Raw genomic sequence first — 14,995 nt, 5'->3', positions numbered from 1 at the left:
TATGGATATTGCAATTTCCATATTAATGCCTGTATACAACGGAGCGCCTTTTTTACGGGAAACACTCAATTCATTAGTGAAGCAGACTTTCAGAAATTTTGAAGTTATCTGCATTGATGATAATTCCACAGACAACAGTCTGCAAATTCTTAATGAATATGCTGACCAATATGATTTTATAAAAGTTTTTACAAAATCGAACGGTGGGACAGCTGCAAAATCAATTAATTACGGACTGCAGTACTTAAGTGGTGAATACTTTATGTACAGTTCCCAGGATGATCTTTTTAGCGAGAAATTATTAGAGGCTAATTATTTAAAATTAAAAGAAACTGACGCAGATGCGATCGTTCCCAATACAGTATTCTATTATTCTGAGGATAATCAAAGCAAAGGTATTTTTGGACTTAATAATAATTATTCGCAGGTTTTATCAGGAAAAGAGGCATTTTCTTTATCATTAAATTGGGAAATTACAGGATTTGTACTATGGAGAACAAATTTACTTACGAATTTCGGTAATAAATTTTTTGATTTTGGGATCAATAGTGATGAATATACTACGAGATTACTATATTTCTACAGTAATAAAGTTGTTTTTACGGAAGAAAATTTTTATTACCGACAAAACAATCCGAATTCCATAACAAGAAAATGGAATCCCAGATTACTGGAGTCTTTTATAACCATAGAGATGCTTGAAAAATTTGTTAAAGATAAAGCGGGAAATAATCATTTGGATATTATCAAAATAAGGGAAACATTTTATCATGAAATACTCAGAATTACTTCTATATTTTATAAAAACAGAGAGGCTCTTACAGAGGATGATTTTAAAATAACAGAAAGTAAACTGAAAGAAATATACAGAAAGAACAAATATAAATTTAAAAGTGTGACCTTAAAGTCAGCAAAGCAAAATATGATTAAAATGTTTGTTCAGCAAAATTATAATTGTTTAAAGTACTTTCATTTATTTGTAAATGTAATTAAAAAATAAATGAAATCTCAAAAAGAATCATCAAAACAAATCCTTAAATCCATCTCTATATTTGGAGGCGTGCAGGTTTTTTTGATAATTATCAATTTAGTGAAGGTAAAAGCTGTTGCTATGTTCATCGGGGTAGATGGAGTAGGACAGTTTTCTATTTTTAATAATATTCTTACTTTAATCACTCTTTTTGCCTACCTGGGCTTAAACTTTAGTGCTGTAAGAAGTATCTCATTATCATTTGAAGAAAATGATCATCAAAAAATAAAAAGGACATATAACGTATTTAATTACTGGACCATTTTATGTGCTTTTTTTGGGATGATCATTACTTTAATTGGGGCTAAGTATATCAGTTTGGCTTCATTTGATAATGATTCACGTAAATTAGAAATCTCTATTTTGTCTTTGGGAGTACTTTTTACCATATTGTATAACGGTAATAATGCCTTTCTTCAGGGAAGCAGGAAACTTAAAGAGATGGCAAGATCATCTTTTTTAAGTGCCCTTATGGGAGTGGCTATAAGCGTTCCTCTGTTTTATCTTTTTAAACAGGAAGCTATCGTATATTCTATAGTACTTACCGCTTTGTTATCCTTTCTTTTTTCTTATTTTTTAGTCAAAAAAAGTAAGATAGGAAGTATGAAAATTCCTGTTCGTGAAATTTGGAATGAAGGAGGTGAAATGGTAAAGCTAGGCCTGGTTATGATGATATCATCCTTTATTGGAACTTTGGTAACGTATTTAATTAATATTTTTATTGTTAAATTTGGCTCTTTAACTGATTTGGGCTTGTTTTCTGCGGGTAGTGGAATAACGACCCAATATATAGGCGTTGTATTTACGGCAATGGCCGCAGATTATTTTCCAAAATTATCCTCAATTTCAAATGACCGGGACAAGGTAAACGATCTGGTCAATAATCAGGGAGAAATTCTGTTAATCATTGTTTGTCCGATATTACTCGCACTGATATCCTTCGCGCCGTTACTGATATCGATTTTGTTAAGTGAGAAGTTTCTGGCAATTTCCACGTTTATAGGTATCATGTCTTTAGCAATGCTTTTTAAAGCTGCATCTTATCCTATAGGATATATTTCATTTGCAAAGGGAGATAAAAAGGTTTTCTTTTTATTTGAGGGTATACTGAATAGTGTCCTTATCTTATTAGGGCACACATTGGGATATTATTTTGGAGGTATTAACGGTATTGCCTGGGGAGTCCTAATATTGTATATTGTCTATTTTGTAAGTATTAATGTATTAACAAGAAATAAATATCATTTTGTATTGCGAAAGGAATATCTTCATATTTTGGTGGTTTCTACACTGATATTAGGACTGGGGCTTTCAAATGTTTTATTTATTGATCATATTTATTTGAGATATGCCAACACGATGATATTAGGACTGTTTTCAGTATATTATTCGTACAATAAAATGAATAAAAAGATGGATATTTCTATATTTATTAAAAGTAAAATAGAAAAATTTAAAAATAAGAAAAAATGAAAATTATAATTCCCCTTATAGGCGCTTTCGGGAAATCGGGAGGCTACAGGGTTTTATCACAATTGGCCAACTTTTGGATCAAAATGGGGAATGAGGTAACATTTTTATCTCATAACAATGGTGAAGATCCTTATTTTCCTACTGATGCGGACATAATGTACTATGATAATTCAGGTAATGTTGAAAGCAGCAAAATAAATATAAAACCAAAATCTGTTTTCGACTTTTTTATATTAAGAAAGGCTCTTAAAAAGGCACTTGATAAAATGGAAGCTGATGTCGTTTTGGCAAATCATTCTTTTACAGCTGATCCTTTAAAAAAATCTATCATTAAAGCAAAGAAATTTTATTATGTTCAGGCTTACGAACCGGAATATTTTTACCACAGGAATTTAAAAGATTTTATACTTAAAAGAGCCAGTGAAAAATCTTATAGGCTAGGGTTAAATACAATAGTAAATGCGTCTATGTATATGGATTATAAAGGGATAAAAACCCACCGGGTTGTTTTTCCCGGCTTGGATCTTGATATTTTCAAACCTCTGTCTAAAATTAAAAACGATTCAAAGATCATACTGGGAACCATAGGGAGAGTGGAGGCATATAAAGGAACTTCATATATTATTGAGGCTTTTAAAAAATTGAGGAAATCCCACGGTGAAAAAATAGAATTACATGTAGCTTTCGGAGAAAAGCATCTGGAAGAAACAGAAGGCATCACCGTAGTAATACCTCAGGGAGATAACGAATTGGCTGAATACTATAATTCTCTGCATATATACATCAGTGCGGGAACAGTTCAGCTGGATGCAGTACATTATCCTGTTATTGAAGCGATGGCCTGCAAAACACCGGTCATTACAACAGGTTATTATCCTTCCAATAAAAATAATTCCTGGATTGTACCGATAAAAAATGCAGACGCAATTGCCGAGGAAGTTGACCATGTACTTAGAGATCCGGATCAAATTAAAAAAGTAAAAACGGGTTATACAGACATCAAAGAATTTGACTGGAACAATATAGCAGGAAAAATGCTGAAATATTTTAAAGAGTAATATATTATATTGCTACAACTGAAAGGGGCTAGAAAAAAATGGAAATCTATTATTTATTATTTATATTTATAACCGTCTTGGGTATACTACCGATTGACAGAAAACTCAAAACATCTGTCATTATAGCTGTTCTGACTATTTTTGCTGGGACAAGAGTAGATATCGACAGCGATTATCCTTTATATCGAGATGTATTTAATTTTATTCCTGATACCTTTTCCGAATATAAAAAACTCTATGAATTTGAAAGCTGTCTCTATTTTGTAACAGAATTTTCGAGATCTATTTTTTATACAAAAGAACATATCGTTAATTTTTCATTTTTAACCTTTGCATTTCTGGGAGTGACTACAAAAATCATTTCTATTTCGAAGTATGCGAACTATTATGTACTATCAATTTTAATATATCTCACAAACCTGTTCTTTATACAAGAAATGACCACGATAAGGGCAGGGGTGGCTGCGGGGATATTTTTACTCGCCATACCGGATATGATTGAAAAGAGATACTGGTTGTTTTTCCTGAAAGTAGCTTTATGTTTTGTATTCCACTCGAGTAGCGTATTTTTTATTATTGTTTTTGTTATAATAAAATTTATTCCTAATCTTAAATATTACTACATAGGCCTGGCTGGTGCTTTTATACTGTTAGTTTTAAATCTGGATATTGTATCTCTGCTAAGACTTGATTTAATATTTCCAAAAGTAGCGGTTTACCTGGAAATTATGCGGTGGCTGGATGAAGAGAAAGTAAATTTATTTAACTTCAGAATTATTTTCTCCATGTTTTTCTTTTTTTACTTTGCTTATCATTATAAGAAGTATATTAAAGATGATCCCTACTTCGATACATTGTTCAAAATACATATCATCTCACTGATACTTTTCTTCGCTTTAAGTTTATCAGCAGTAACTTTTTCCTTGCGTTCTTTTGAACTCTTAAGTGTAATACAGATACTTTTATACCCTTTACTGATAAAAACACTGGCCCCTAAATTTAAAATCTGGGGATATGCTGCTATTATCATTATTTGTATATTTCAGCTTTATTATACTGTAGAGATATCAGGTATCTTTAAACCATATAAAACCTGGCTTTAAAACAATGATTTTATTTGGAATAGTAACATACAGAGAAAAATTTTGGGAATGTAAATCTTTTAAGTCCCTTTATGATTCATTTAAATTAAATAAAAACGGAGCCAAAATGCATGTTTTTATTTTTGATAATACCGATATTGAAGACTGGAACTTAGTGATACCTGTTTTTGAAGATATCGAGCTTAAGTACATCAATGACAAAAGAAATCCGGGAATTTCTTTTGCGTATAATACCATTGCTGGCTATGCCCGAAATAATAACTGCAATTACATTACATTCTTAGATCAGGATACGGAACTGCCCGATAATTTTTATGATATTTATAAAAAATATTCATTAATGGATTATCCTTTATGTGTTCCGCAAATTTTTGCTGATAACAGATTGGTATCTCCGAGTCGCTATATAAATTTCAGATCTGTTTTGTATGAAAATTTTGATACTGATGAGTTAGCTCTTAAAGGAAATTCCTGTATCAATACAGGAATGATGATTAAAAATGAAATATTTTTCCTGAATAATGGATATAATCCTAAATTAAGATTAGATTTCTGTGATCATGAATTTATAGAAAGGCTATCTCAATTTGACTTAAGAATGAAAATAATGCCGATTAGAATTAATCAGAATTTTTCATTTTTAGACAATACAGAAAAACAGGATATTTTCAGGTATACATTATTTATAAAAGATCTAAAAGCATATGCACGTTCTACCAATAAACAAATGAAGATGTTCTTTTATGTCGATTTACCAAGATTGGCAAGTCTTACTTTGCGGCACAGAAGTTTAGCATTTGTAAAAATCAGATTAAAGTCATAACCATACATGAAAAGAAGATGAAAAATACGGGCGTATCGATATGCATGGCAGTTTACAACGGAAATAAATATATAGAAGGACAATTGATTTCCATTCTTAATCAGTTACATGAGGAGGATGAAATCATTATTGTGAATGATTTCTCCAGAGACAATACTATCGAAATTATCGAAGGATTTCAGGATCCGCGGATAAAAATTTTCCATAATGAAAAGAATAAGGGACATGTAAAATCATTTGAAAAAGCGATCAGCCTTTCTACAAATGAGTTGATATTTTTAAGTGATCAGGACGATATTTGGATGCCCGGAAAGATTACTTTTTTCAAAAAATATTTTGAAGAACAAAAAGTTCAGTTAATTTCATCAAGCTTTATTTGCTTTGATAATGATTATAATATTAATAGTGACGATAAATATAAATTGTATAATAGCGATTCTACAAAATATTATGAAAATATATTCAGAATATTTAAAGGGAATATCCCATACTTTGGATGCGCCATGGGATTTAGAAGAGAATTTTTAGAGGTGATTCTGCCTTTTCCTGATTATGTAGAAGCACACGATTTATGGATCGGAATGGCGGCAAATATTGTTAAATCCAATTTACATATTGAAGAAAACAGTATCTTGCACAGAATCCATGATGCTAATGCCACTCCTTTACAACGTCCCTTTTTCAAAAAAATAAAATCCAGAATTATTTTTATAAAATCATATCTGGAACTTAGAAAGAGAAATAAATATTTTGATATATTTAAAACATAATTCATATTCCAATGTTATTAATACTCATACACAAACATAAATGAGAAACTATCAAATTTGTACAAAAACTATAATGGACACTTCAGACCCCAGGATTTCTTTTAATGCTGCCGGAGAAAGTGATTATTATACTAATTTTATGAATAGTATTCTTCCGGAGTGGAATTATGGAGTGGGCAAAGAAGATGAATTAAATAAAATTTCAGAGAAAATAAAAAAAAGCTCTTTAAACAGAGATTTTGATTGTATTATTGGTGTAAGCGGAGGATTGGACAGCTCCTATGCCGTTTATGTTGCCAAAGAAATTATGGGTCTTAACCCCTTACTATATCATGTCGATGCGGGCTGGAATTCACATCAGGCTACCGGCAATATAGAAAAACTGATTAACGGACTGAATTTAGAACTTTATACGGATGTTATCAATTGGGAAGAAATGAAAGATCTGCAACGAGCCTTTTTCTATTCTCAAATCCCGGAGTTGGATTACCCTCAGGATACTGCTTTTTTTTCGAGTTTATATAAATTCGCCAAAAAGAATAAGATCAAATATATCCTGACCGGTGCCAATTACAGTACAGAATGTTGCCGTGAGCCGGAAGAATGGGGGGCATATCCTGGAATAGATAGAGTTCTGATTAATGATATTTATAAAAAATTCGGAAATAAAAAACTTAAAACATTTCCGATAATCGACATTCTTATGTATAAGGTTTTCTATAAGTATTTTGTCGGAATGAAAGTGATTCATCCTCTGAATTATGTGCCGTATGTAAAAAAAGATGTAGAGAAATTACTTCAGGAAAAATTCGGATGGCAGCCCTTTCAGCATAAACATCATGAATCGAGGTTCACCAGATTTTATGAGGACTTTTGGTTACCGAAAAAATTTGGATTTCATAAGAGACGGGCGCATTTTTCAAGCTTAATCTTAACAGGACAGATGTCCAGAGATGAAGCACTGGAGAGAATTGCAAAACCGGAGCTTGATGAACTTACTTTAAAAAATGAATTTGAATTTGTAGCCCATAAAATGGGATTTAAAGTAGAGGAATTATGGGAGATATTCAAAGGAAAAAACAGAACTTATAAAGATTTTAAATCTAAACGGGGGCTGATAGGAATGGGGATTGTTATCACCCGAATGTTAGGGTTAGAAAGAAGGCTATTCAGATGATCACAATTATAAATTACGGAATAGGAAATATAAATGCTTTTGTAAATATTTATAAAAGATTAGATATACCGGTAAATATAGCTGCAACTGTTGATGACTTAAATAATAAGGTAGATAAAATTATTCTGCCGGGTGTAGGTTCATTTGATTATGCGATGCAAAGGCTTACTGATTCAGGTATGGTAGACCGGTTAAATGAGCTTGTATTACAGGAAAAAAAGCAGGTATTGGGGATCTGCGTGGGAATGCAGCTTATGGCGGAATCCAGTGACGAAGGAACATTAAACGGATTGGGATGGATTAAGGGGCAGGTGAAAAAACTAAATGTAGAAAATATTCATCACCGGTCTAAATTACCACATATGGGATGGAACGATGTAGAGCCGGCAAAGAATCACAGTATTTTTAATGAGATCAATGAAAAACAGCTTTTTTATTTTTTACATTCTTATTATTATAAGCTTGAAAATCCTGAAAACTGTCTGGCTGTGACTCATTATGGACAAACATTTGCCAGTATTATCGGCAAGGATAATATTTTAGGGATACAGTGTCATCCGGAAAAAAGCCATGAGGCTGGAGAGCTGTTTTTAAAGAATTTTGCTAAATTATAATGTTTATGCTGAGACCAAGAATTATAGTTAGCTTGCTGTTGGAAAATGAGGGTTTGGTAAAGACTAAAAAATTTAAAGACCCCAGATATATAGGTGACCCTATCAACACAGTGAAAATCTTCAATGAAAAAAAAGTTGACGAACTTTGTATTTTTGATATAGGCGCCACTACCCAAAAATATGAACCCAATTATGATCTTATTGCCAAGATTGCAGCCCAGTCCGGGATGCCGATTTGCTACGGCGGAGGCATAAAAAGTGCAGAGCAGGCACAGAAAATTTTTAATCTCGGTATTGAAAAGATTGCTGTGAGCAGTGTTATTTTTACAGAACCCGATATCATCGAATCTATTGCAGAAAAAGTAGGGGTTCAAAGTGTGGTTGCTGTCCTGGATATTAAGAAGAAAATGTTCGGAGGTTATGAGATTTATATTAATAACGGAAAAAAAGTAATTACAGAAGATGTCTTTTCGCTCGTTTCCAGATTGGAAAAAAAAGGAGTCGGCGAAATAATAATTAACAATATAGATTTAGATGGAACAGGAAAAGGATATGATTTCAGCCTTATTGAAAAAATAACCGAAAAACTAGCAATCCCGGTAACAGTAGTGGGAGGAGCCGGCTCCCTAAATGATATAAAAAAATTAATTGAACATTTCGGTATAATTGGAGCAGCTGCCGGCAGTCTTTTTGTTTTCAAGGGGAAATATAATGCTGTCCTTATCAATTATCCGGATCATGAATTAAAAAATACTCTTTACTAATAATTATTATGCAAATACAAAATAAAACACTGCTCATTACAGGCGGAACAGGTTCTTTCGGTACCGCAGTCTTGAGAAAGTTTATCAATACAGAACATTTTAAAGAAATCCGTATTTTTTCTCGTGACGAAAAAAAACAGGATGATATGAGAAACCAGTTTAAAAACGATAAACTGAAATTTTATATCGGTGATGTAAGGGACTATAAGAGTATTGAGTCCGCGATGAGAGGAGTGGATTATGTTTTTCATGCTGCTGCTTTGAAACAGGTTCCTTCCTGTGAATTTTTTCCGATGCAGGCTGTAAAAACCAATGTGGAAGGAACACAAAATGTGATAGATGCCGCAGCAGAAAATAAAGTTAAAAAAGTAATTTGCTTAAGCACAGATAAAGCAGCTTATCCTATTAATGCCATGGGAATCTCCAAGGCAATGATGGAAAAAGTTGCTGTTGCCGCTTCCAGAAATTTAGACGAAACAGTGGTCTGTCTTACCCGCTACGGAAATGTAATGGCTTCCAGAGGTTCTGTTATTCCTTTATTTACAAAACAGATCAAAGAAGGAGGTGACATTACCATTACGGATCCCAACATGACGCGTTTCCTGATGTCATTGGAAGAAGCTGTGGATTTAGTATTATTCGCTTTTGAACATGGAAATCCGGGAGATCTTTTCGTAAATAAAGCACCGGCGGGCACCATTGGAGATCTGGCTCAGGCTTTGAAAGAAATGTTTAAGGCAGATAATCCAATAAAAATTATCGGAACCCGACATGGCGAAAAATTATACGAAACCCTTTGTACCCGTGAAGAAATGATTAAAGCCGAGGATATGGGAGACTTCTATAGGATTCCTGCGGATAACAGAGATCTGAATTATGCACAATATTTCTCTGAAGGAAGCAGAGATATATCCACAATTGAAGATTACCATTCTCATAATACCGAACAGCAGGGTGTTGAGGGGATGAAAAAACTGCTGATGAAACTTCCGTTGATTAGAAAAGAAATTTTAGGGGAAGATCTTCTACAGTATCCTGATTAAAAAAGTATGGAGATTCCCAAAATGATCAGCGGCGGAAAGTATTCGGATGAAAGAGGGCATATTATTTTTAATAATGATTTTGATATCTCTGAAATTAAAAGAATTTACTGTATAGAAAATACGGATACCGATTTTATAAGAGGCTGGACCGGTCATAAGGTTCAGCAAAGATGGTTTTCTGCTGTTCAGGGAAGTTTTACCATAAAGTTAATAAAAATTGATAATTGGGAAGCTCCGTCAAAAAAACTGGATATTTCAGAATTCAGAGTGAACTCTGAATCATTAAATATAATTTATATTCCGGGAGGGTACGCGACTGCAATTCAGGCTGTCGAAAGTGGCTCTAAACTGCTTGTTATGTCGGATTATTCCTTTGGGGAGATCGTGGATGATTATCGTTTCCCGATAGGTTATTTTGAAAAATTAAAATAATGAAAAAAATTGGTATTACCGGACAAAATGGATTTGTCGGTTCGCATCTATATAATACAATAGGTTTACACCCTGAAAAGTTTGAAATAATAAATTTCGAAAAAGAATTCTTTGACGATCAGGATAAATTAAACAAATTTGTTCGACAGTGTGATGTTATAGTGCATCTTGCGGCTATGAACAGAAATCCGGATCCTGAAGTGATTTATAACAATAATATCGATCTGGTAAAGAAGATCATTCAGGCTTTGGAAAGTACAGATTCTAAAGCACATGTTATTTTCTCATCATCCTCCCAGGAGGAAAAAGATAATCTTTACGGGAAATCCAAAAAAGAGGGCAGACAGCTTTTAGCAGAATGGGCGGAAAATTCAGGCGGAAAATTTACAGGAATGGTCATTCCAAATGTTTTCGGGCCTTTCGGAAAACCCAATTACAATTCTTTTATTGCTACTTTTTGCTATAAACTGACTCACGGAGAAACACCCACGATAGATCATGACGGCGAAGTAAACCTGATTTATGTAGGTGAACTTATTCAGGAGATTATTCAGGAAATTGAAAGCAATGAATCAAAAAAAGTATGTGAGATTTCACCTACTTCTGTGAATAAAGTATCTGAAGTTCTTCAGAAATTGGAAAATTATAAGAAATTATATTTTGAAAACGGAGAAATTCCGGCTTTGGAAACAAATTTTGATCTAAATCTTTTTAACACATTCCGCTGCTATTTTGATATCAGAAACCATTATCCTGTAAAATTTACCCAACATACAGATCCCAGAGGAGCGTTTGTTGAAGTGATAAGACTTGGAATCGGCGGACAGTGTTCTTTTTCTACCACAGTACCTGGAATTACAAGAGGAAATCATTTTCACACAAGAAAAATTGAAAGGTTTGCTGTTATTAGAGGAAAGGCATTAATTCAATTGAGAAAAATCGATACAGAGGAGGTTCTTGATTTTTATCTGGATGGTAATGAGCCGGCCTATGTAGACATGCCTGTTTGGTATACCCATAATATTAAAAACATAGGAGAAGAAGAGCTGTATACGATCTTTTGGATCAATGAAGCATTTAATCCTGAAGATTCAGATACTTATTTTGTTGAAGTCTAATTAGGAATCTTGGGAGACCGGAAAGAGGAATTTTTGTTTTTCAGAAGTTCCTCTTTTAATTTTGTGTTACCTTCAACACCGGTATCGATAGTATTTCTGGAATAATCTGAATCAGCTCCCAGTTTTATTTTATTAGGATTTACGCTTTCCAGTGAGTTAATGGTCACATTTTTTTCAAAGATATTATTAATAGAGCTTCCGCTAAGTTGATATAATGTTTGGTTTTTATCATTATTAGCAGTATCTCCCGTCACTGCAAAAAAGTTATTATTAATCAGATTATTATAGGAATCCTTTACAGAGATGCTTACGTAGTGCTGTTCAAAGTAATTATTTGTTATGATATTGTTTGATGCTCCATCAATAACGACTGCTCTGCCATTACTCTTTAGATTGGATAACTGTGAAGTCTTGTCCTGGACTAAATAACCTGCAAGATTATTTTCAATCATATTATCGTTAATAAAGTTCGCAAATGATCTTCCGGTGATGTAGATACCAATGGAATTATGCCTCACTTCACTCTTGGTGAGATAAACACTTGTAGATTCTTTATCAATAAGAATTCCTATACCATTATTACGTACGAAGCAATTATTCAGGAAAGTATAATATGCTGACAATATCTCTATTCCGTTGTTTGAAAAACCTTCTACCTGCACATCCTCAATACGGGTTCTTAACCCATAAATTTTTAAACCTGAACTGTTGGTAATATTGGATTTAATATTCTTTTGTGCTAATATATCTCTGTTATTACTGTTTGGACCTAAAAAAGTAATATTTTTTATATAATTATAGCCATTGTAAATTATATTTTCGTCATAGTTTTTCTCAAGTATGAGAGCTTCGCAATTAGCATCTTTTACTTTGATAATCGTACTGTTCACAAACTCGCCGGTTATACTGATGTACTTATTAAGCACTATTGGTTTAGAAATTAAATAGGTGCCGGAGGGAAGGTAAAGATTGACATGCTTTTTCTGACTGCTGTATTTTGCTTTGATATCATTAACGGCATTGGTGAAAGCTTTAGTATCATCAGAGAGCCCGTCACCTTTTGCACCATACGTTTTAATGTCTATATTTTGGGAATAGGCGAAAATACTTATGATTAAAAATAAAATTGTTGAATATCCTTTCATACTTTTTTTGTCAATCGTGGGTTTAAATATAATAAAAAATTATCTTTGTAACGGCAAAAAAATACAATGGAGAAACTAAAAGTAATGACAGTCGTTGGAACGCGGCCAGAGATTATTAGACTTTCAAGAGTCTTGTCTGCTTTAGATCATTCTGAAGCTATCGAGCACATTATTGTTCATACAGGGCAAAATTATGATTATGAGCTCAATCAGATTTTCTTTGAAGACTTAGGCCTTCGCAAACCTGATTTCTTTTTAGAAGCAGCGGGAAAAACAGCTACAGAAACGGTAGGAAATATTCTAATTAAAATAGACCCCCTTTTGGAAGAAATAAAGCCTGATGCTTTTCTCGTCCTGGGAGATACCAATTCCTGCCTTTGTGCAATACCTGCAAAGAAAAGACAAATCCCGATTTTCCATATGGAAGCAGGAAACAGGTGTTTTGATCAGAGAGTGCCGGAAGAAACCAACAGAAAAATTGTAGATCATACTTCCGATATTAATTTGACATATTCTGATATTGCACGCGAATATCTTTTAAGAGAAGGTCTTCCAGCCGACAGAATTATAAAAACCGGTTCTCCGATGTTTGAGGTCCTGAATCATTATCTTCCTCAAATTGAAAATTCAGATGTATTAACAAGATTAGATCTGGAAGAAAGAAAATACTTCGTGGTTTCGTCTCACAGAGAGGAAAATATCAATTCAGATAAAAACTTCAGAGGATTAATTGAAAGCCTTAACGCGATTGCTGAAAAATTTGGATATCCGATTATTGTCTCTACCCATCCGAGAACAAGAAATATGATCGATAAAATGAAAGTTGAAGTAAGACCTGAAATTCAGTTTCTGAAACCTCTGGGCTTTCATGATTATAATGCTCTTCAAATGAGAAGTTATGCTGTTTTATCAGATTCAGGAACGATTTCGGAAGAATCTTCCATACTGAATTTCAGAGCCTTAAATATCAGAGATGCCCACGAAAGACCGGAAGCAATGGAAGAAGCATCTGTCATGATGGTAGGCTTATCTCCTGAAAGAATTCTGCAGGGCTTAACTCAGCTTGAGCAGCAGAAAGTAGGATCAGAAAGAAATTACAGACCTGTCGCAGATTATTCTATGCCTAATGTATCCGAAAAAATGGTCAGAATTATTCTGAGCTATACCGATTATGTTAACCGTGTTGTCTGGAGTAAGAAATAAAAGAATGAATATATTATTTCTTACATTAGCCAAAATAGATACTTTACAGCAAAGAGGCATTTATCATGACCTTATGCGCCAATTTTCCAGTCATGGTCATCACCTCTACATCGTATCACCGTCGGAAAGAAGAGAAAAGGTAAAAACAAGTATAAAACAGGAAGAAAACACCAGGTTTCTAAATGTGAAAACACTTAATATCCAGAAGACCAATTTTATTGAAAAAGGAATTTCAACCCTTTTAATAGAAGAATTATTCTTAAGAGCAGTGAAGAAATATTTTCGGGATGTAAGGTTTGATCTCGTTATTTATTCCACTCCGCCAATAACCTTTACGAATCTCATCAGATATATTAAAAAAAGAGATCAGGCTAAAACATATCTTTTGCTGAAGGATATTTTTCCACAAAATGCAGTAGATATGCAATTGATGTCAGATAAAGGCTTTCTTTACAGATATTTCAGAAATAAGGAAAAAGAGCTATATACTATTTCTGATAAAATTGGATGTATGTCCAAAGCAAACGCAGATTTTGTATTACAGCATAATTCATATGTTTCAAAGGATAAAATTGAAATTAATCCCAATTCTATTGAATTACAACCTTTTAAAGAGCTGTCGGTTAAAGAAAAATCTGAAATTAAGACCCAATATAGTATTCCTGCTGATAAAATGGTTTTCATTTACGGCGGTAATTTAGGAAAGCCACAGGGAATAGATTTTCTGATAAAAACCTTACAAGCCAAGAAAGATGATGAAAAAGTGTTTTTTGTGATTGCTGGATCAGGAACAGAATACGGAAAGATAAAAAACTGGATTTCTGATGCTAATCCCAAAAATGTACTGTTATTGTCTGCCTTGCCTAAAGCTGATTATGATCTTCTTGTTCAGTCCTGTGATGTAGGTTTAATATTTTTACATAAAGATTTTACCATTCCGAATTATCCTTCGAGGCTTTTATCATACTTAGAATTTAAAATGCCTGTCATCGCTGCCACTGATACGAATACAGACATTGGCTCAGATATTGTTGCGAATGGTTGTGGATTTTCCGTAGAGTCCGGCAATATTGATGAAATGATGAAGGCAATTGATGAATTCGCTGAAATAAATGATGCTGAACTTGAAGAAATGAGACAAAGGAGTTTTAAATTTTTAGAACGAGAATTTCAGGTGCGTGCTTCTTATGAAAAAATAATAAAATCTGTTAATCAGGCTTTATAGTTTTAAATTTTAAAATA

Annotated in this window: 15 protein-coding genes; 14 read left to right on the top strand and 1 reads right to left on the bottom strand. The window is 33.2% G+C overall.

Features of this window, described 5'->3' with window-relative positions; translation table 11 throughout:
• Window position 1 precedes the first annotated feature (1 nt).
• From ODZ84_RS09115 to ODZ84_RS09060, 12 genes are all read left to right on the top strand, one after another.
• Complete coding sequence (locus tag ODZ84_RS09115) at window positions 2-1,000, top strand: glycosyltransferase family 2 protein (protein ID WP_266176685.1); 999 nt, start codon at window positions 2-4, stop codon at window positions 998-1,000.
• The gene (locus ODZ84_RS09110) at window positions 1,001-2,503 is read left to right on the top strand and encodes an oligosaccharide flippase family protein (RefSeq protein ID WP_266176684.1); all 1,503 of its coding nucleotides are present in this window, start codon (window positions 1,001-1,003) and stop codon (window positions 2,501-2,503) included.
• On the top strand, window positions 2,500-3,561 hold the full coding sequence (locus tag ODZ84_RS09105) for a glycosyltransferase family 4 protein (protein ID WP_266176683.1): 1,062 nt from the start codon (window positions 2,500-2,502) through the stop codon (window positions 3,559-3,561). The genes ODZ84_RS09110 and ODZ84_RS09105 overlap by 4 nt, the downstream gene beginning before the upstream one ends.
• A 38-nt stretch (window positions 3,562-3,599) precedes the next feature.
• Window positions 3,600-4,664 carry an EpsG family protein gene (locus tag ODZ84_RS09100; RefSeq protein WP_266176682.1) on the top strand — a complete coding sequence of 355 codons (1,065 nt, stop codon included), beginning with the start codon at window positions 3,600-3,602 and terminating at the stop codon, window positions 4,662-4,664.
• 106 nt (window positions 4,665-4,770) lie between these two features.
• Window positions 4,771-5,487: a glycosyltransferase family protein gene (locus ODZ84_RS09095; RefSeq protein WP_266176681.1), complete on the top strand. Its 717-nt coding sequence runs from the start codon at window positions 4,771-4,773 to the stop codon at window positions 5,485-5,487.
• 17 nt (window positions 5,488-5,504) lie between these two features.
• Window positions 5,505-6,257, top strand: coding sequence for a glycosyltransferase (locus ODZ84_RS09090; RefSeq protein WP_266176680.1), 753 nt, complete (start codon window positions 5,505-5,507; stop codon window positions 6,255-6,257).
• Window positions 6,258-6,297: 40 nt separating this feature from the next.
• Window positions 6,298-7,434 carry an N-acetyl sugar amidotransferase gene (locus ODZ84_RS09085; protein WP_266176679.1) on the top strand — a complete coding sequence of 379 codons (1,137 nt, stop codon included), beginning with the start codon at window positions 6,298-6,300 and terminating at the stop codon, window positions 7,432-7,434.
• Window positions 7,431-8,048 carry an imidazole glycerol phosphate synthase subunit HisH gene (gene hisH, locus ODZ84_RS09080; RefSeq protein ID WP_266176678.1) on the top strand — a complete coding sequence of 206 codons (618 nt, stop codon included), beginning with the start codon at window positions 7,431-7,433 and terminating at the stop codon, window positions 8,046-8,048. The genes ODZ84_RS09085 and hisH overlap by 4 nt, the downstream gene beginning before the upstream one ends.
• Window positions 8,049-8,053: 5 nt before the next feature.
• A complete protein-coding gene (locus tag ODZ84_RS09075) occupies window positions 8,054-8,812 on the top strand; it encodes an AglZ/HisF2 family acetamidino modification protein (RefSeq protein WP_266176677.1) in 759 nt (252 codons plus the stop codon).
• Between the two features lie 8 nt (window positions 8,813-8,820).
• The gene (locus ODZ84_RS09070; protein WP_266176676.1) at window positions 8,821-9,855 is read left to right on the top strand and encodes a polysaccharide biosynthesis protein; all 1,035 of its coding nucleotides are present in this window, start codon (window positions 8,821-8,823) and stop codon (window positions 9,853-9,855) included.
• Window positions 9,856-9,861: 6 nt separating this feature from the next.
• Window positions 9,862-10,287 (top strand): WxcM-like domain-containing protein, encoded by a 426-nt coding sequence (locus ODZ84_RS09065; RefSeq protein ID WP_266176675.1) that lies wholly within the window; start codon window positions 9,862-9,864, stop codon window positions 10,285-10,287.
• Entirely contained in the window at window positions 10,287-11,405 is a 1,119-nt protein-coding gene (locus ODZ84_RS09060) for a polysaccharide biosynthesis C-terminal domain-containing protein (RefSeq protein ID WP_266176673.1), read from the top strand. Before ODZ84_RS09065 ends, ODZ84_RS09060 begins: the two co-directional genes overlap by 1 nt.
• On the opposite strand, the gene ODZ84_RS09055 is transcribed toward ODZ84_RS09060, so the two are convergent.
• A complete protein-coding gene (locus ODZ84_RS09055) occupies window positions 11,402-12,550 on the bottom strand; it encodes a glycosyl hydrolase family 28-related protein (RefSeq protein WP_266176672.1) in 1,149 nt (382 codons plus the stop codon). The genes ODZ84_RS09060 and ODZ84_RS09055 overlap by 4 nt on opposite strands.
• 66 nt (window positions 12,551-12,616) lie before the next feature.
• On the opposite strand from ODZ84_RS09055, the gene wecB reads away from it, so the two are divergent.
• Both wecB and ODZ84_RS09045 read left to right on the top strand, forming a co-directional pair.
• Window positions 12,617-13,753, top strand: a complete 1,137-nt coding sequence (gene wecB, locus ODZ84_RS09050; RefSeq protein WP_266176671.1) for a non-hydrolyzing UDP-N-acetylglucosamine 2-epimerase — start codon at window positions 12,617-12,619, stop codon at window positions 13,751-13,753.
• Between the two features lie 4 nt (window positions 13,754-13,757).
• Complete coding sequence (locus ODZ84_RS09045; protein WP_266176670.1) at window positions 13,758-14,978, top strand: glycosyltransferase family 4 protein; 1,221 nt, start codon at window positions 13,758-13,760, stop codon at window positions 14,976-14,978.
• Window positions 14,979-14,995: the final 17 nt, after the last annotated feature.

This window comes from Chryseobacterium fluminis, assembly GCF_026314945.1.
Taxonomy (GTDB): Bacteria; Bacteroidota; Bacteroidia; order Flavobacteriales; family Weeksellaceae; genus Chryseobacterium; species Chryseobacterium fluminis.
This window is presented reverse-complemented; position numbering and strand designations above follow the sequence as displayed.